Here is a 20,719-nt window from a genome sequence, read left to right as displayed (position 1 = left end):
ATTTTAAAGGTCCAGCTTGTTATTTATCAGGTGTCTTTATTTTTAATAGCTACTAAAACAATTACTCATCTCTTAAACTATCAACCGGGTTTAGAATCGCAGCTTTTATGGTTTGAAAACTAATGGTGATAAATGATACCAATAATGCGCTTATCGCCGCCACAATAAATACCCACCAGTCTAGGGTGATGTGGTAAGCAAAATTCTCTACCCAGCGGTGCATGGCATACCAGCCTAAGGGTACACTGATCAATACAGCACACAGGACGAGGGCCATAAAGTCAACACTCAATATGTTGACAATCTTGATCGTTGAAGCACCTAATACTTTACGGATACCGATCTCTTTAAAGCGTTGTTGTACAGCATAAGCTGATAGGGCAAAAAGGCCCATACAAGCGATAGCAATTGTAATGATGGAAAATAACTGCATTACCCGTGTTGTTTGCTGATCTTTGAGATATAATTTGTTATAGTCGTCATTGAGAAAATGATATTCAAAGCTGTTTTTTGAATCAATATCTTTGATGACAGCTCTTATCTGCGCAAGAGCATCTTTTATCGGCGACGTCGGATTGAGTCGAATGAAAATATTACCGAAATAATCATATTCAGGAAAAAGCACAATTGGTTTGACTTCGTTATGTAATGACGCAAAGTTAAAACTCGCAACGACTTGTTTGATGCTGCCCTTACGCCCATTCAAGTTGATTTTCTTTCCAATAGCCTGTTCAGGAGTAAAACCCATGGCGGATGCAGCAAGTGTATTCACTATAAAACCATATTCTGGTGAAATAGTGTCTTTTGCGCGCAAAATGTCCGCGTCTGACAACGGTGCACCGGCAACAGATGGAATATGGAAAACGGATACGAAATCTTTTTCAATCGGAATTGCAGTGACATTCATATCAAAATCATTGGGTTGGCCTTCTACTTCACTGATGCTGTAGCCACCTTGGATATTGACGGGGTTGTCATACGAAGCGGTAACCCCCTGGACACTGTTGAGCTGCATTAACTTTTCTTTTAATAGCTGCCTTTCTTTATCTTGCCATCCTCGGCCATCGATGACAAGCATATCAGAGCGATCTAACCCGGTATTCTTAGACTGGATAAAATCCATCTGTCTACTCGCAAATAAGGTACAGATAATAAAAAATATAGAGATACTGAATTGAAAAGTAACGAGCACCTTGCTTAAAGATAGGCCACGTAGTTTTTCAGTTAATTTTCGCTTGAAAATAGAAATAGGCTTTGAACTGGCAATTGAATAGGCTGGCCAGCCACCTGACAAAAGCGTCAGCAAGGCTATGAAAACAAGTAAAATTGTATAAAACCGAGGGTCTGTCCATATGGTTAATTTCATTTCGGCCCCCATAAATGAACTGAACACGGGCAACAAGAGTACCGTAGTCAGAAGGCTAAATACAACAGCTAGAAAAACCATCAGGCTACATTCAAAAAAGAACTGGAAGAATATCGTTTTCTTTGCTGCACCCAAAACTTTCTTGACACCGATTTCTTTCTTGCGTTCAAGCGCATGTGCTAAGACCAAATTTGTAAAATTGATGCAGGTTAAAATAATAAGTGCAGCACCTAATGCCAATAAAATATAGATATAAGTGATGTTTCCCGTACCTGCTGCTTTGGAGTGAAGATGGATATCGGTCAGCTTTTCCAGGACGAATCGAAATTGATAGCCTTGTTTTGTTGCTTCGGCGAATTTTGATTTTGTCATTTGGTCCAATTTCTGTTGGATCGAACCGACCTGATCTTTGTTTTTTAGGAGCGCTATGGTTATATCATTTGCAGATGACCAAGCCATTTCTTTGTAGCGTTCTAATCCTTTGTTGGAAAGGAGCGCAGAGAAGTTCAACTGTGTATTTGTGGGCAAGTCTGCGATGATACCTGTGATTTTCCAGTTGACTTTGTCAATGGATAGTGTCTGACCGATGGCCGACTGATTGGGGAAATATTTCGCTGCGAGTTTTTTTGTTAAGACAATCTGATTTGGTTCTGCTAAGGCTGATCGTGAATCACCTTCGAGAAAGGTATAACCTAAAGTTTTAAAAACATTCTGGTCAGCATACAGTAGGCCTTTTTCAGTTATTAGTGCCTCTTTGGATTCTATTTTGCCGCCTTTGGAATAGCCGTATAATCTGGTTGCCTGTTCTACATCCGGAAATTCAGCCTGCAACGTAGGAGCTAAGCCTGTCGGTGTTACGGCAGAATTTACTTCTTCCGTGCTATTGGGTGCTTTATAGGTGAGGCTAATATAAGTCAGGCGGTCCGCATTGGGAAGGAAACGCTCATAACTGGATTCATGATAGATGTACGCTGCCAACAATAGGAAACATGTTATTCCGATGCTGAGGCCAAACATATTTAAAAGAGAAAATCCTTTGTTTTTTCTGATATTCCGCCAAGCAATTTTAAAATAGTTCTTTAACATGGTTATGAGCATTTATACTGTTAATTAGGCTATATTCTTGTCACTTAGCTCGCTTTAGTAGAAGGCTCCGTTATTCGAAAAATAGCAAAGCCAAGTAGTTCAATTCGTTTGCCATAAATATAATGTATTGATTTTTAGGTTTTTGTTATGTTTTTATAGCGGTTTTAAATGTTCGGAAACGGACAGTATAGTGTCCGTCCCCGAACAAATTGGTATTATTCGCTTCTTAAGGTTTTTACAGGATTTGCTAATGTTGCTTTAATCGCTTGGTAACTAACGGTTAATAAGGTGATGATTAGGGCGGTTAAGCCTGTGATAGCAAAGACCGTCCATGTAATTGATATGCGGTAGACATAATCTTCGAGCCATGATTCCATTAGCAGATAGGCTAAAGGGGCTGCGAGTAAAAAGCCAATGCCTGTGAGCCAAATGTATTCTGTGGAAAGTAGTCGCCACAAGCCAAGTTCTGATGCGCCCAATACTTTACGAATGCCAATTTCTTTTTCTCGTTGCTCCGTAAGAAAGGAAACCAGCGCGTAGAGACCAAGACATGAAATGAGTATGGCCAACCCTGTAAATAAACTGGTTAAGCTCTTGATCATTTCCATCTGTTGAAACTCTTTGGCATATTCCTGATCCGTAAAGGTATAATCAAAAATAAGATCAGGATCTATGCGGTTGAATGCTGTGGCAATTGCTTTTAGGTTTTGTTTGACATCTTGATTTTCATCCAGTTGAAGCGTGATTTTATTCTTTGGTAAAAATTTTAGAAAATAAGCCGTCGGTGTAATGGATTTGAACGGCGATTCGGACAGCGTGTTCTGGATAATACCCACGATATGGTAATCAATACCGGCTCGTGAAAGTTGTTTGCTGTTTAGGTCGGTAACTCCCATAAATTTGGCCGCAGCTTCGTTCAGAATAACAGCTGTTGAATCTGTTTTGAAATCTTTTGAAAAATTGCGTCCTTTTATAAAGTTCCATTGTACAGTATTAGCAAAGTTTTCATCCACGGTGAAGATCCCCATGATCGCACCGTCCCTGGTATCATTGCCCTGCCAATTAAAGCCACCACCCGTTAAGGATAGGTGGTTGACAAAGTTGGAAGAAAGGGAAGCATCTTTAACTAAACGCTGACCGATCAACTCTTTTCTAAGGACATCAAAGTTTTTGACGATAGTTGAATTGGATGAAGTAATGTTTATCAAATTTGAACCTTTATAACCTATTGGGCGGTCCTTGGTATAATGCAGTTGTTGAATCACTAGATAAGTGGATATCATCAGGAAAATAGAAATCGCAAATTGCACGATGACCATTGCCTTTCTACTTCTTGATCCGCCTTTTCGGTTGATGATCTTACCTTTAAGTGCAAGAATAGGATTAAAGGCCGATAGAAATAATGCCGGATACATACCCGCTAAAAGCCCTATAACGCCTATTCCTAATAAAGAATAGCCATAAAAACGAATATCCGCAAAAGGGATATGCAATGAAGTGTGTGTAATCGTTTTGACCCAAGGCAACAGCAATGTAGCGAATAGAACAGCGATCAAAAATGCGCAGGCTACCGCTAGGATTGACTCAACAAGAAAGCCTGCAATAAGCTGCCGGCGGTTGACACCAACCGATTTTAAAACCCCGATTTCTTTTCCTCTTTTCAGGCTTCTCGCCGTACTCAAGTTAATAAAATTAATACTGGCCAATAAAATAATGAATACGCTTATCCAAACAAACATCCATACATATTGAATCTGCCCGCCGACGTTCTTTCCATTTTTAAATGAATCGTATAAATGCCATTTGGACATCGGATGTAACAGGATTTCAGGTTTTATATCCGTCAGTTTTTTGTTGATGATATTTGTTAGTTTATTTTCCAAAGCGGGAACAAAGGCAGCATTTTCGATCTTAGCGAAAGTGCTGAAATAACAGCTGGACCAGCTTTCTTCAATACCTTGGTCTTTAGCAAGATAATCGACAAACGGCAATACATAATCTAAGCCATAAAAAGTGTTGTTTTCAGGAATATCTTTATACACGCCCTGAACAGTATATTGTTCTTTACCATTCAATTGGAGCGTTTTCCCGATAACACTTGTCTGATTGAACAGTCGTTTTGCTAAGGATTCGGAAATTATGATGGTCGATGGATTGCCCGGTGTGGTACTATTTCCTTCTAAAGATTCGAGGGAAAATAATTCGGCGAATTTTCCCATGGCATAGAATCCCGGTGCATTAAGCTTTTTATCACCTACTTTAAGATTGTTGCTTTCCATATTGGTGACCAAAGTGGCATCTGCCATCTCATTTTTGAAATCAGACGCGATTGTTTTGACCAAGGGAATAGGGGTGGAGCGATCAGTAGATTTCTCATCATTGAAGGTTCCAGTCATCATGACCTGATAAATATGTTGATAATTGCTGTAATGCTTATCAAAAGAAAATTGTTTCAGTACCCATAATGTACTTATCAGGGCAACAGTAAACCCCAGTGCTAATCCCAAAATATTTATTGTTGTGTTTAAGGGACTGCGCTTCAAATTTCTCAGCGCTGTTTTTAGGAATAATCGAATCATTTTATGCTGTTGTTTTTGGTTCTCAAATATAAACTATTCATCGTGCAAACTTTTCACAGGATTGGCGTATGCCGCTTTAATGGATTGGAAACTCACCGTAAATAATGCAATAGCAATGGTTATCCCTGCCGCATATAGAAATATGGTGAATGGGAGCGTCGTTCTAAAGGCAAAACCATCGAGCCAATTTATACTGAAATATACAGCAATTGGTATTGCGATGACATTGGCCAAAATGACTAAGAGTAGAAATTCCTTGTTTAATAATTGTATAATGCTAAATACCGTTGCGCCAAGGACCTTTCTGATACCAATTTCTTTGGTCCTAACTTGTGCAGTTAATAATTGTATAATGCTAAATACCGTAGCGCCAAGGACCTTTCTGATACCAATTTCTTTGGTTCTAACCTGCGCTGTATAGGTGCATAGTCCTAAGAGTCCTAGGCAGGAGATGACGATGGCAATCAGGGCAAAAAAATTGAATAAGGAGCCTTGTTTCTGCTCATTCGTATATTGCTTTTGATAGCTTTCGTCCAGGAAGCTGTAATTCATCGGCATATCATCATAATAACTTTTCCAGATCTGTTGCAAGGAGTTTAATGCGGATTTTGTACCAGAAGTTGTTGTTTTAAGGTATAGCTGCCAGCAATCTTTTGGGCTATACTGAAAGACCATAGGCTCAATCTTTTGTCTGGCGCTCGCATAATTAAAATCCTTTACAACCCCAATAATAGTTCCCGGAACTGTTCGAATGCGTAAACGTACGCCAATCGGATCTTTTAAACCCATTTCCCGCGCTGCCGATTCATTGATAATGAAATGGGTTGAATCTGCTATGGAGCCTGTGAAATTACGACCTTGCGTAAGTTTTATCTTAAAAAAGTCGAGCGCCGATTGATCGGAATATGTCATATTGAACCAAAGATTGGATTTGCTTGGCTTTCCTTCCCAATCGTTGTCCCCAGTTGAAGCACCACCATAAACCATGTCGCGGCCAAGACGGATAACATCATCAATATCCTTATTTTTTAGAAGTTCGGTTTTGACAGCATCAAAATGTTTGGACATTTTTGGCGCCATAGTAACGGAAATAATATGATCCTTTTCGTAGCCTAAATTTTGATGTTTTATAAAATCCAATTGACGACCGATAACAATTGTTAAGGTGATAAGAATTATAGAAACAGTGAACTGCAGGACAACCAGTATTTTTCGTGCACTGGAATTTTTTATGGTAAATCGGCCTTTAAGTACTTTAATCGGATCAAATTTGGATAAAAGTAGGGCAGGATATATACTTGTAAGTGCCAGTGTTCCCACAAGCATAATCAGCACGCTTATCCATAGTGTAGGATTAAAGAGCTGTAGGGAAATCTGCTTCCCCGAGAAATTATTAAATAGGGGGAGACCAATAAATACGAAGGCAAGTGCCAATGTTGACGCAATGACAAATAGTATGGTTGTTTCCAATATAAATTGGAAAAAAAGTTCCTTTCTACCTGCGCCGATAACTTTACGTATCCCCACTTCTTTGGCGCGCGACAACGACCGTGCAGTAGAAAGATTGATATAGTTAATACTTGCTATTACAAGAATCATAATCGCTACACCTATAAAAACTCGAACATTGTCAATTCCGCCATCACTACCATCCATTTGGTAGAGATGCACCTTTGCGAGTGCTTGTGTAACGTAGGGGACAGGGGCATCCTCAGGTTTGTTCCTTTCGTGTATCGCCTGAAGCTTTTTTGAAACTGTAGCAAGATTTGCATCAGGCCTCAGCAGCAGATAGGTTTCGAATGAAAAATTGGACCAATCTTCATCCATGGAAGATAGAAAGGTCTTATTATCATAGGTCGTTTTATTTTTGATGTAGGCTTGCTCATTAAATCTCGAAATGGGGAGCAGAACCTGAAATTGAAAAGTAGAGTTTTCAGGATAATCAGCAATGACACCTGATACAACACAAAGGTCCTCGATACCCAATGTTACGGTTTTTCCAATTGGATTTTCATCACCGAAATACCGACGTGCCGTGCGCTGGGTGATTACAATGGAATTGTTGTCAGGGAAGGGTTGTTTTGAATTTCCCTGTAGTAGCGGAAAATCGAAAACCGTAAAATAACTGGGGTCTACAAATGCAAAATTCTTTTCATTAAATCTCTTCTCTTTATATTTAAGTGCAGCATCTCCAATTTTGAAAATACGTACTGCATCTTGGACTTCGGGAATTTCCTTTTTTGCAAAATTTCCTACGGGAGCAATGATGGATCCAAAGATTCGTTTTGATATCCCCGTTCCCCCTTCTATTCCAATTTTGTAAATGGAGCGCTGATGTTTATGGAATCGGTCAAAGGACAGCTCATCTTGTATCCATAGCAATAGGAATATCCCCACAACCATTCCTGCTGTTAATCCTAAAATATTAATGGCACTGTAGAATTTATTAGAAAAAATACTTCGCCATGCGGTTTTGATGAAGTTCTTTATCATTGTTATGGGGGTTTAAGTTCTTAATACATGTTATGAATACACATAAGCCTATCTCTTTTACTCGCTGATTTACTCATCCCTTAGACTATTGATCGGGTTTGCTTTTGCTGCAAAGACACTTTTGGTTGATAGTACAAGACTTGCAAAGGCAATCAACCCTACGGCTGACAGCCCAAAAATCCAGGGACTTATTGTGGTTCGGTAAACAAAGTCGTTCAGCCAGCTATGCATAAAATAATAAGCAATTGGAAAAGCTACCAGACAGGCTATTGCAACCAACGACAGCAAATTCCGAAGTAATAAAAAGGTGATCTGGAACACAGAAGCCCCCAATACTTTGCGAATTCCAATTTCCTTTGTGCGCTGATTTGCCGTAAATATGGCAAGTCCAAATAAGCCTAATCCAGCAATTAGCACAGAGAGTCCTACTGCCCAAGAAAGGAGCTTAGACAGCTGCTTCTCTTGCGTATAGAAGTTCTGGATGACCTCATCTACAAACCGTAGGTCCAATTCATCATCGGGGAACACCGATTTGTAGCTTGATGTTATTTTATCAATGGCGTTTTTCCAGTTTTCAGGATGCGATTGATCCAAGGCAATATGGAGTACATATCCTTCTTTACTGCCTGTATAAAGAACTGGTTTAACCCCTTGTCGCGCTGAAGACAAATCAAAATCCTCCATTACACCAACGATGATGTTCTGTCCATTTTCGAAGGTTTTACCAATGGCATCCTGCGGGTTTTTGATATGCAGTAGTTCAAGTCCTTTTCTATTGATCAACATTTCACTTGTTGAATCCAATAAACGGATATTTCTTCCCGCTAAAAGCGGAATCTGATAGACATCTAAATAGTTTTCATCACCCGATCGGCTATCAAAAGTCAAGGATTCCTTATTTGGCGATTGATCGTAAGCGATTGCGGTAGTCATCCAGCCATTCATTGCAGGAGCGATATTCCCAAAACTTATGGCCTTGATATCTTTTAGCTTTTTGAGTTCATTTTTAAGAACTACACCTTTGGCGGAATTTTGGAACGCTCCAGGAATATAGAGATTGACAATAGCATCTTTCTGGAAGCCCATATCTTTATGAGTAACATAATTTATTTGGCGAACGACGATAAGCACGCAGATCAGGAAAGCCTGGGCCATGACAAACTGGAAGATGGTCAGTGCTTTGCGTATCCATGCACTTCGGGAAAGATTCGTGTTCTTTCCGAGCTGGTTTTTGAGCGCTAGCACCGGAGCATATCCTGTCAGTACCCAGGCAGGGTAAAATCCGGCTAGTAAGGTTACTAAGATCAATTGTCCAAATAGAAAGAAAATAATAACGCTTTTGTCCAGGCCTTCCATGCTTAGGTTTTTCGGAATAAATCCTTCAAAGACATGTAAGAACAATGGCAATAATAAGACCGCAAGTACTGTTGCGGTCAAAGTTATCAGAAAAGTTTCGATCAAAAACTGTTTGATCAATGTAGTTTTAGAACTACCCAACGTCTTACGAATACCCACTTCTTTGGCTCTTTCGATGGATTGCGCCGTGGATAGGTTGATAAAATTTACGGCCCCCAGGGCTAAGAGGAAAACTGCAAGTAAAATAAGGTTGCGTAGTGCTTCCGGATGGGTCGCTTCATAATTAAATCTTGTATCAAAATGTACATCTGCCAATGCTTGTAATTCAAGCTTATCGTTAATTTTCTCCCCTTCTTTGTATTTATATTTTTTAAGGAGATTAGCAATATTTCGTTCCAGTAGATGCGGATTACTTTGTGCTTTTGTCTTGATAAGCACCTGATGTGAATCCGATATGCTGTTCCAAGCTTCCCACGTATACATGTTTTTTAGATTGTTATCCTGAGGGATCGTCGACTCAGCGATGAAGCTTTCAAAATTGAAATCCGAATTATGCTGCGGATTTTCAATTACACCAGCGACCTGAAGTGGGATACTATCTGCATAGATGATGGTTTTGCCAATCACATTTGCAGGCAGTTCTTTTCCATAAAATTTTTCTAATGTTTTCTCTGTAAGGATAATATTTCCGGATGAATTCAAAGCTTTAGCGCTTCCAGCCAACCATTTTGAAGGGAAAATATCGAAATATTGGCTGTTCGTGAATACCATCTTCTGTTCTTTCGGGAAAGTCTGGAATTTGTCTGTTGCCAGAGAAACTTTTAGCTTTTGGACATGGCTTCGATAAATCGGGACTACAGCCTCCAAGTTGGGTAACTCTGCTTGCATGGTGCGTACCAACGGTACGTAGACGCCGGCATTTTTGAACTCTCCGTTATTGACAACACGATAGACCTGTTGTTGATTGGGAACATGTTTGTCAAAACTGTAGTCGTATTGGATCATCAGGAAAATAACCAGCGTCGCGGTAATACCAATCGCGAGACTCGTGATATTGATGAACGTGATCAACTTATGTTTTTTTAAAAAACGATAGGCTGTTTTAAGTGAATTTACAATCATTGTTATTTCGTTTTTTGTTAACCCTCTGATTTGATATACTCGTGTTGCTATTCGTCCCGTAAGCTATTGACAGGATTTTGGATAGCCGCCTTGATCGATTGAAAACTAATGGTCAGTACAGCCGCAAATAATGCAAGCCCAGCGCCTAAAATAAAAGGAGTTGCCGTAAGATCGATGCGGTAGTAAAAATCTTCCAGCCACTTGCTACACGTCCACCAGGTCAATGGTGCGGCAATTAGGATACTGATTAAAATGAGCTGTACGAAGTTCTTAGCCAATAAATGAAAGATACTTGGAATACTTGCACCCAAAACTTTACGGATACCGATCTCTTTGCTGCGTTGGAAAGCCGCAAGGGTAATCAGCCCAAAGAGACCCAAACAACCGATTAAAACAGCAACAATTGTACTCACGTTAATTAATTTGGTCAGATTTTGCTCTTTTTGATAAAGAGAAGCGATCGTTTCATCGTAGAATTTTATTTCTATCGGGAGTTCCGGAAAAAACTGTGTATATACTTTATTGATCGCTTGGATACTGGTTTTCCATTCTTTGCTGTTTCCCGATAGTTTTATATTGAAGGTATAAGCACCGCGACTAAAACTGCGCAAAGCCAAAGGTGTGATCTCTTTATAGAATTCCTGGGCATGAAAATCTTTAATAACGCCAACGATCGGGAAGGTACTGTCCTCTTGACCAATTGACTTCCCGATGGCATCTTGAGGGGAATTGAAACCGAATGCCTTGACAGCAGATTCATTGATGATATAGGCATTGACAGTATCTGATTGTGGTAGGTTATTTCCCGCGATTAGCTTCATGTCATATACAGCTATATAATTCGGATCTGCATTTTTAAAGAAAATATCGGATGAAATTTTCTCTTTTAAGGTAGGGTCTTGTCGATGAAACCAAGAGGAGGAGTAATTGTTTGTCAAAGGCTTGCTGCCAATTGAGGCTGCCGAAACACCTTTTATTTTTTGGATCTCATGTAGGAGTGTTTGTTTCTTACTTTGATCCAGTTTTTCCTCATAAAATTTGTTGATGAGCTTGGAAGGTAGATCGAAAGTAACAACAGCATCTTTGTCGAATCCCATATCTTTGTTGAGGGTATAGGAGAGTTGCTGGCCGATAATGAGTGCTGAAACCGTAAAGAATTGAGCAATAAAGAATTGGAATACAATCAACGTTTTCCGAAGGTTGATTTGTGTTTTTCCGATTTGAAACTGCTTGCCAGCCCGAAATAAATTGACAGGCTGTACCTTTTTAATTAACCAAGAAGGATATGCCGAGGAAATTAAAGTCGTTACGGTCAGTAAAACTGCGATAAACAGCATTGATGTCGTCGAACTTGTAAAATCCTTTACTTTCTCCGGAATCATTTCCTGAAAATAGAAAAAGGCCAGTTTCGTCAGAAAGACCGAACAAACAAGTGCAATGGCAATGGTTAAAAGCGATTCAAAAATAATTTGGCTAACCAATTTTCCCTGGCTACTTCCCAATGTTTTACGGACACCAATATCTTTACTCCGCGCTGGTATTTGTGCCGTACTAAGATTGATATAGTTGATACAGGCCAAAAGCATCAGAAAAGCAGCTACGGCAATTAACCCATAAATAACGGTTTTGCTTGTTCTTTCGGCGTACCATTCTTTTATGTGGACTGCAAAATGGGAATCTTTTAGTGGCATGACCACGACCTTACGGTTGTAGTCAAACTTAGGTTTTTTTTCCTGGCTGAATTCCTGCCATTTTTTTTGTCCGATTTTATTGATAGCTGCCTGGATTGGAAGGTCTTTTACACCATCTTTTAATCGGATATAAAGTCTGTCAGTACCATTGGTATTCGTCCAGACATTCAGTGGGTAGACTTCTTCTTTAAGCAAGACGAATTCTGTGCCATTGAACTCCGTGTTGAAGCCAAGGTTATCAACAATGCCAGTTACTGTTTTGGGTATACTGTCGTTATAAAAGATGGTTTTGCCGATTAAGCCCTGGACAGCCTGGTTTGGGAAATAAATGGCAGCCCTTTTTTTTGTCAGTACAATGTCGTTGGCAGTTGAAAATGCTTTCTCAGGTGAACCGGCTAACCATTTGTAGCCAACGAGCTTGAAGTAGTCGCTGGTAGTCTCCGTCACATTGCCTTCAGCCTCATCAAAGTCCTCGACAAGTTTTTGATTTTTTTGTCCCTTGTTGATTGTGACAGATTCCATTTGATAATTTCTGAATGCTGGAGCGACCAGTTCCACGCCCGGAATTTCTTTTCGGATGGCCTGATAAAACGGCTTGGCCAATCCCCCATTGTAATTATCCTTGCCATCATTTTTAAACTGAGAAATGATCCGATAGGTTCGATCAAGCTGAGGAACTCCAGTTTCAAAACTATACTCATAATTGACAATCTTAAATATGACCCAACATGACGTAATGCCGATGGCTAGTCCAATAATATTTAATAGGGAGAATAGTTTATTCTTCCAAAGTTGTCGAATTGCCGATTTTAATAGGAGGTTGTTCATAGCTGGAATATCGTGATGGGATTAGATTATATTGTTATTCGTCTCTTAAACTATCTACAGGATTTGCCTTGGCAGCCTTGAGTGTTTGAAAACTCACCGTTACTAATGCGATAATGATTGTAGCAAAACCAGCAAAGACAAACATCCACCATTGTGGTTCAATGTGATAAGCAAAATTGTCAAGCCATTTTTTCATCGCCATCCAAGATAGCGGTGTCGCGATGAGAAGCGCTACAGCCAATAACTTGATGAAGTCGGAAGAGAGCAGGAGGATTAAATTATAGATGGATGCACCGAGAACTTTCCGTACGCCGATTTCTTTGGTCCGCTGTTGGGCTGTATACGTAACAAGTCCCAATAAACCTAAACAGGCAATAAAAAGTGCTAGTCCGGAGAAGGCTGTAAAAAGTCTTCTAAAATTAAAATCCGCTTCATATTGTCGATTGAAATTGTCGTCGAGAAAGCTATATAAAAATGGACGGTTTGGTACAAGTTCATTCCACAGCTTGCCGATTCTGGCAACGGTCTCAGGCTGGTTTACATGTTGGATATTCAAGGTTAAATACCGGCTGCTGCTTGGTTCAAGTCGCAAAGCTAAAGGCTCAATCTTACGGTGTAAAGAAAGGTAATTGAAATCTTTCACTACACCGATAACCGTTCCTTCTCTTCCCCATTGACGAAATTGCTTGCCAATAATATCTTGTGGATTTGAATAGCCCCATTGTTTTGCAGCAGATTCATTGATAACAAGTGAATGGGCCGTATCCGCTGGGAAATCCCTGGAATAGGCACGCCCAGCGGCCATTTGCAGACCAATATTAGGAATAAAGTCAACATCGACTTCATATAAGAAAGGAGCAAATTGACTCATCGTTCCGTTTGCTGACATGATTTCTGTTCCTGCATTTGGAAAAAATGTTCCCGGTACCGTACGTGATGCAGTGACAGACAAAACATCTTTATCTTTTGCTAGTGTAGATTTTATCGCTTCCAGGTTATTGTTTACCTTATCATCGAAATTATAATCTATCACAAGCCGTTGATCTTTTTGAAATCCAAGATCTCGGTGCTGTAATTGATCTAGTTGAGAAAAGACGACGACTGTACCTGCAATGAGCGCAATAGAAAGGCAAAATTGGAAAACAACTAATACGCGACGTAATAATGTACCCCCTTTGCTGTTGCTATAACTTCCTTTAAGTACTGCAATCGGTTTGAAATTTGCTAGAATCAACGCGGGATAGCTGGCAGCAAGAAGTCCCGTAAAAATGGTGGTGAATAGGAATATTGCCCAGGTCGTCCCATTTTTCAGGGACGAATAATTGAGGTGTTTGCCCGAGAATGCTTCCAAAAAGGGGAGAAAGGCCATAACGAGCAGTATCGCCAAAATACTACTGACGAATACAAGAACCAATGATTCAGACATAAACTGAAAGATCAGATTGCTTTTGCTTGCTCCTATGGTTTTTCGTACGCCGACTTCCTTTGCTCTTTCCATTGACCTTGATGTAGCCAGATTCATAAAGTTCACACAGGCGATCAGTAAGATGAATCCGCCAATAATGCTGAATATGTATAAATTCTGATAGCTTCCATTGGTACCGGGTTGACGATCCGCAGACGAGTGCATGTAAGCCTGCAGAAGCGGCTCGATATGGAAATTGTATTTTGCATTTGGGTTTTCATTTGTTGGGAGATGCCGCTTGAGAAACTCCGGTATTTTCTGGTCGAACTTTACAGGATCAAAGTCTTTTGAAGCGAGAAAGTACGTGTAGAAGTCTACATAATCCCAGCCTTCTTTATTAAATACGTCTGGCCGTGCTTTTCGGAATGTACTCATCGAGAGCAATGCATCGAACGTAAAGTGTGAATTAGCAGGTACATCGGCCATTACTGCCGTTACAGTATATAGACCTGCATCGGCACGACCAGCAGCTAAACCTCCCTCAAGCGTCTTGCCAATGGGATTTTGATCTCCGAAATATTTCTTAGCGGTACTTTCTGTTAATACGACAGAATAGGCGTTCTTTAAGGCTGTATGCGGGTCGCCGGCCAAAACCTTCCAACTAAAGACATCAAATGCAGTAGAGTCCATGAAAAATACATTTTCCTCCTGGAATCTTTTATCGCCTTGTTTGAGCAGGATAGACGTTTGCCCTGAAAATTGAACGACCTTTTCGATTTCAGGGAAATCTGCTTTGATGGCTTCACCGATTGGACCATTGCCCCAGATTTGATGCTGTTCTGTGCTGCTTACATCTTTATAGTCATGGACGATGCGGTAAATTCGATCTTTATTCACATGATATTTGTCGTATGACAATTCATTTTGTACATAAATTGCTATCAATAGGCAACAGGCTAATCCTATTGCCAAGCCAATTATGTTTATGGTTGAATACCCTTTATTTTTGGAGATATTGCGCCAGGCTATTTTTATATAGTTCTTGATCATTGCTTTATTCTTTAGTTTTAGTGTATCAATATGTTTAATCCACTTTTACTGTATTTTTCTTATTATTCGTCTCTTAAACTATCTACGGGATTGGATAAAGCTGCCCGAACAGCCTGATAGCTGACGGTGAAAATGGCGATCAGCAAGGCCAGGATACCACCGAAGACAAATGTTTGCACCTCTAGATCTGTTTTATAGGCAAAATTGCTTAACCATTGTTTCATCAGGTAAACTGCAATAGGGCAGGCAATCAGAATGGAAATGGAGACGAGTATCACGAAATTTTTCCCCAATAGCCGGACGACACCAAAGGTGCTAGCGCCAAGAACTTTACGGATGCCAATTTCCTTTACACGCATTTGCGCTTCGTGAGTTGCCAACGCAAACAGACCTAAAGCAGATATAAAAATGGCGATGCCAGCGAAAATATTGAACAACAAACCTGTGCGCTGCTCGGATTTATATAGATTATCAAATTGCTGATCAATGAAGGTGTAGTTAAAAGGAGCATCTGATGGATATCGGTTATAGATCTTTTCTAAAACATTAATGGCCTCAGGGGCTTTTGTCGTACTCGTTTTAACATAAAGTGTACCCGATCCCCAGCGCGTCCAGAAGACCATTGGACCTATTTTATCTTTGATGGATTTAAAGTGGAAGTCTTTCACAACACCGATAATTTGTCCAGGGAAATCGTGGAAACTCATATTGGATCCCACGTACGGCGGCTTTAATCCCATCTGTTTCGCCAAAGTCTCGTTGATGATATAGCCGGACGAATCAACCGGCATTCCGCTAAAGTTTTTTCCTTCCAGGAATTGCATGTTCATCAAAGGAATAAAATCCTTATCGATGGTCGCTTGAGCAACAATGAGTTTGTTGTCTTTGGACTTGCCGGGCCAGTCTATATCGCCCGTGGCATTTCCAAAATCGGTCATGTTGTATAAACTTGATAGGGAAACCCCTTGTATCGCCTCATTGCTTTTTAGTTCAGCACGTATCGCGTCCATATGTTTGTAAGCCTCCTCAGGAAGACCAAGCGTTAGTACATGATCTCTATCATACCCCAAATTGATCTTTTGGATAAAGTCCAATTGCTTTTTAATAATCAGCGTACATACAATTAGCGTTACGGAGAGCGTAAACTGGAAAACCACCAATATTTTACGCATGGTATTCGAGGAAACACCTTTTATTGATTTTCCTTTTAACGAATGAATGGGATTGAACGAGGAAAGCTGTATCGCAGGATATATGCTGGACAGTCCCAATGTGCCTATAATTGCTGCCCCAATATACAGCCATATCGTCGTGTTATGGAAAGATAGACTGATTGATTTTTGTGCGATCTGATTATATCCGGTATGAAGGATCACGATAAGGATGAAAGCGATCAGTAGTGAACAAAGAAATACAACAACAGTTTCGGTGATAAATTGTAGGAATAAATGGAGACGGTTGGCGCCGATTATTTTGCGGATACCAACATCTTTCGCCCGATCCAATGCTCTTGCAGTACTTAGATTGACATAATTTACCGCACCGATCACCAAGAGCAATATCGCAATGATCCCAAAAATCTGAACCATGCGAAGTGTCGATTTATTTCCGTCAGGAGCGATTAAATGCATGGTTTTGAGTGGATCTAAAACAAATAGAGTCGAGTTTTCACCGTTGCGGGCTTTGGTATAAGTGTCTGTGACCGATTTTCCGATAAGTGCTGCAGAAGCATGAGGTTTGACTTTAATATAAGTTGAAAAACTATAGTTACCCATATCTTCATCGATTGTTTTCCATTTACCATTACCACCCCAGTTTGTAAACCGCTGTGCATGATACCCCAGTGGGATAACGACATCGAATTGCATCGAGGAATTTTGTGGAATATCGTTTAGGATACCGGCTACAGTGAAGAGATCTTTCTGGTAACGGAAAGTTTTTCCAATGACTTTTTGCGTACTAAAAAGTTTTTCGGCTGTCGAAGGGGTGATAAGCGCCTGTTTATAATTTTCCTGAAAACCTGAGAGGGAGCCCTCTTGTAATGGAAAATGAAACATCTTGAAAAAATTACCATCTACATAATAGATGTTCATACTAGTTACCGGACGTTTCAGTTTGTCATTGACCAACGTGGTATTGTAATCCTGTGAAACACGCGTTGCGTAATCTACCTCCGGTACATTTTGTGCATAGTTTCCTATAGGCCCGGGAGATGTCCCCCATATCGAACCGTTGTGCTCGGGATCCAAATGAGAATTGACTTTGTAAATCTGTTCAAAGTCTGGGTGGAATTTATCAAAGCTCTTTTCGTCCTGTACCCAGAAAATAATTAATATGGAGGCAGTAAGGCTGACCGACAGACCTAATATATTGATCGCGGTATAGAATTTCCGTTTCCTTAATTCTCTAATTGCGGTTATTAAATAGTTCTTTATCATGGTGATAGGCTTTCTTTGATTAATTTTGTTTTTTTGTCACTCCTTGTGGCGCTTTATTCAAAACAAGGATTGTGATGGGATCATGACTGATTCCCATCATTCTCCTTGATCACTATTGAGCTTCTTTACTATTTTATTCATCTCTTAAGCTATTTACGGGATTTGCACGTGCCGCTTTTATGGATTGGTAGCTCATCGTAAAAAATGCAATAAGTAGGGTTGCGGCAGCCGGAATGATAAACATCCACCAGGATAGATCTATCTTATAAGCAAAATCATCCAACCATTTGTGCATCGCCCACCAAGCAATTGGGGTGGCGATCAAAATAGAAATGAGTATAAGTTTGATATAATCTTTTGATAATAACCCAATAATCCCCAGTACCGTACTTCCCAACACTTTTCGAATACCAATTTCTTTTGTACGTTGTACCGTGGTGATGGTAACCAGGCCGATCAATCCCAAGCAGCTGATGAGAATTGTCGTCGATGTAAATAGATTGATGATCTTCGAGAATTTTAGATCACTGCTATAGAGTTCTTTGATTTGCTGATCATAGAAATCATATTTGAATGGGGCTTTTGGATAATATTTTTTCCATTCTTTCTCAATCTGTTTTAAAGTTTCCGGCCAGGTAGTTGAATTATTGTTGAGTTTCACACTTAGTCTGTTTAATTCCCATTTTTTAATGGAACTCAGCATGACAACAGGTTGAATAGCTGCATGGAGATTTTTCGTGTGAAAATTGTCGGTTACTCCCACAATCTGGCGCTGTTTGTCGGTATACGTAACAAAGCTCCCTACAGCGTTTTCAGCAGATTTAAAACCTAATTTTTGAACGCTGGCTAAGTTTAACACGATGCCTGTGCTGGTATCGGCCAATTGCAGCGGGCGGCCAGCAAGCATTTTAAAATTATAGAGTTTAAAGTTATCTTGGTCGACAAATTTCATTTGTACATCGGCTTGTAACTGTCCCGTATCACTTTTGGCAAACAAGGCATTTCCCCAATGGTCGTTACTCATGGGCAGATGCCCCAAGGAAGCCTGTTCTACACCTGCGATGTGCTTAATCGCTTGTTTGAAAACAAAGGGATCAACATTACTGTCCTGATAGCTTTTACTCGGGAAACGTAGGGTAATGATCGCATCCTTATCAAAGCCGTAGTTATTCTGTAGTGCATGTTTCAATTGTAGACCAATGATGCAAGTTGAAATAACAAATAGCTGGGCAATCAAAAATTGAAAAACAATGAGCATTTTTCGAAAAGAAAGATTGCCAAATTTGAGCGTTTGCGCATTCGAGATTTTAATGACTTCAACAATCTTGACTTTGTTTGTCAATAAAATCGGATAACCTGAGGAAATTAAAGTAATCGTAATTGTAAGTGTTGCTAAAAATAGCGATACACCCCAGGGATCTGGATATAGCTTGAGCTGATCGGGAATATATGCGGCTAAAACTGTTTGAATGAGAATAAGTAAAGGCCAAGATAAAAGCACCGAAAAAGCCGTAATGCAAAATGTTTCTAGCAGAAAGGATTTTGTAATTCTTTTCTGGCTTTCTCCCAATGTCTTTCTGATACCAATTTCCTTGGCGCGTTGTGGGATTTGGGCTGTAGCGAGATTGATGTAATTGACACAGGCGAGTAAGAGCAAAAATATACCTATGCCGATAAGACCGTACATTATTTTCTGATCAACATTATTTTGCGCATAAGAAGTAAAATGTAAGTCTTTTAAAGGAACTGTATTTACATGCATTTTAAATCCAAACTTGTCAAATTCAGCATGTGTCATCTCATACGCCTTTTTGTCGGCTGTCTTTATGAGGTTAGGAAGGGAAGCCGATGATTTTACCTTAATAAAGAGCTGCCAATTGGAATTTGAATTGTTCCAGTTTGTGCTATTCCATTCCTGTTCTGGAATCCGGATAAATTCTTTACCCAAAAAGCTGCTTGGATGAGCTAGATCTCTTACAATACCGGCGACATTGTACAATGTACTATCATAGGATAAGGTCTGTCCTATGATTTGGTCTATTGACGTGTTTGGGAAATACAATTTAGCCCGCGATTCTGTCAGGATGACTTCATGGCTATTTTTTAGTATATTCCTTTGGTCGCCAGCTAACCAAACATAAGGTGTCATTTTGAAATAGTCTCCCGTGGTACCGATGATTTCGGGCTGATCTTCAAACTCTATTTTCTGCGCTCCGCGATTATTACTGACACGCTCGAAGTATTGTTTAAAGATGGGTACTGTCAGTTCAACATTGACAAAGTTTTCCTTGATATATGCCGGTAATGGTGCGGGAACACCATCGAAATGATCTAATTTATCCTTTTCCTCATAGGAGGTATGGACCTTGTAAATCTGCTCACTTTCCGGATGATGCTGATCAAAACTAAATTCATAATTGACGATACGGAAAATTAGCCAACAGGCACTTATTCCGATGGCAAGCCCAAATACATTTAAAAATGTGAAAAGACGGTTGCGCCATAATTGTCTGAAAATTAATTTAATCGTGCTCATCATCTATAGGTTATTAGGATTAATATCTTGGTTATATATGAGTTGTCTTATACCGAAGTTGTTTCCATAATCACTTGTCCGTCTAGCATGCGGATTACACGGTCAGAGAATTTTGCATCGTGCTCACTGTGTGTTACCATGACGATGGTTGTGCCGGCCTCGTTCAATTCAGTCAGGAGTTGCATAACTTCGTTGCCGTTATTGGAATCGAGGTTACCCGTAGGCTCATCGGCAAGGATCAGTTTGGGATTATTGACAACCGCACGAGCGACAGCCACACGTTGCTGTTGACCTCCGGAAAGCTGTTGTGGGAAGTGATTGCGACGGTGCATGATCTGCACTTTTTCCAAAACTTCTTCTACACGTTTTTTGCGTTCTGCTGCTGGAACATTGGTATAAACCAGTGGAAGTTCTACGTTTTCAAATACGGTCAGCTCATCGATCAAATTGAAGCTCTGGAACACAAAACCAATGTTATGTTTGCGAAGATCTGAGCGACCGCGTTCTTTGAATTTGGCAACTTCAATCTCGTTGAATAGATAGCTTCCTTCATCCAAATCATCCAATAGACCAATGATATTGAGTAAAGTCGATTTCCCACAGCCCGAAGGCCCCATTACAGCAACAAACTCTCCCTCTTTGACATGGATATTGAGGTTGTTTAATGCGACGGTTTCAACTTCTTCTGTGCGGTAATACTTTTGAAGATTTGTGATTTTGATCATATTTTTTGTGCTCATGGTTTTTATGTTTTGTATCCTTGGCGAAA

At 40.0% G+C, this 20,719-nt stretch carries 9 protein-coding genes; all 9 read right to left on the bottom strand.

Features of this window, described 5'->3' with window-relative positions; all coding sequences use genetic code 11:
- Positions 1–61: 61 nt before the first annotated feature.
- A complete protein-coding gene (locus tag AACH28_RS11485) occupies positions 62–2,452 on the bottom strand; it encodes an FtsX-like permease family protein (RefSeq protein WP_312744859.1) in 2,391 nt (796 codons plus the stop codon).
- Between the two features lie 215 nt (positions 2,453–2,667).
- A complete protein-coding gene (locus AACH28_RS11480; protein ID WP_341833001.1) occupies positions 2,668–5,031 on the bottom strand; it encodes an FtsX-like permease family protein in 2,364 nt (787 codons plus the stop codon).
- Positions 5,032–5,064: 33 nt separating this feature from the next.
- Positions 5,065–7,524 (bottom strand): ABC transporter permease, encoded by a 2,460-nt coding sequence (locus AACH28_RS11475; RefSeq protein ID WP_341833000.1) that lies wholly within the window; start codon positions 7,522–7,524, stop codon positions 5,065–5,067.
- 69 nt (positions 7,525–7,593) lie between these two features.
- Complete coding sequence (locus tag AACH28_RS11470; RefSeq protein ID WP_341832999.1) at positions 7,594–10,002, bottom strand: ABC transporter permease; 2,409 nt, start codon at positions 10,000–10,002, stop codon at positions 7,594–7,596.
- A gap of 47 nt (positions 10,003–10,049) precedes the next feature.
- The gene (locus AACH28_RS11465; protein ID WP_341832998.1) at positions 10,050–12,521 is read right to left on the bottom strand and encodes an ABC transporter permease; all 2,472 of its coding nucleotides are present in this window, start codon (positions 12,519–12,521) and stop codon (positions 10,050–10,052) included.
- A gap of 34 nt (positions 12,522–12,555) precedes the next feature.
- Positions 12,556–14,976, bottom strand: a complete 2,421-nt coding sequence (locus tag AACH28_RS11460) for an ABC transporter permease (RefSeq protein ID WP_341832997.1) — start codon at positions 14,974–14,976, stop codon at positions 12,556–12,558.
- A 62-nt stretch (positions 14,977–15,038) separates the two neighbouring features.
- Complete coding sequence (locus AACH28_RS11455) at positions 15,039–17,414, bottom strand: ABC transporter permease (RefSeq protein ID WP_341832996.1); 2,376 nt, start codon at positions 17,412–17,414, stop codon at positions 15,039–15,041.
- Between the two features lie 133 nt (positions 17,415–17,547).
- The gene (locus tag AACH28_RS11450) at positions 17,548–19,953 is read right to left on the bottom strand and encodes an ABC transporter permease (protein ID WP_341832995.1); all 2,406 of its coding nucleotides are present in this window, start codon (positions 19,951–19,953) and stop codon (positions 17,548–17,550) included.
- A 44-nt stretch (positions 19,954–19,997) separates the two neighbouring features.
- A complete protein-coding gene (locus tag AACH28_RS11445; RefSeq protein WP_046672289.1) occupies positions 19,998–20,675 on the bottom strand; it encodes an ABC transporter ATP-binding protein in 678 nt (225 codons plus the stop codon).
- Positions 20,676–20,719 lie beyond the last annotated feature (44 nt).

Origin of the sequence: Sphingobacterium thalpophilum, assembly GCF_038396785.1 — a bacterium.
GTDB classification, from domain to species: domain Bacteria; phylum Bacteroidota; class Bacteroidia; order Sphingobacteriales; family Sphingobacteriaceae; genus Sphingobacterium; species Sphingobacterium thalpophilum_A.
This window is presented reverse-complemented; position numbering and strand designations above follow the sequence as displayed.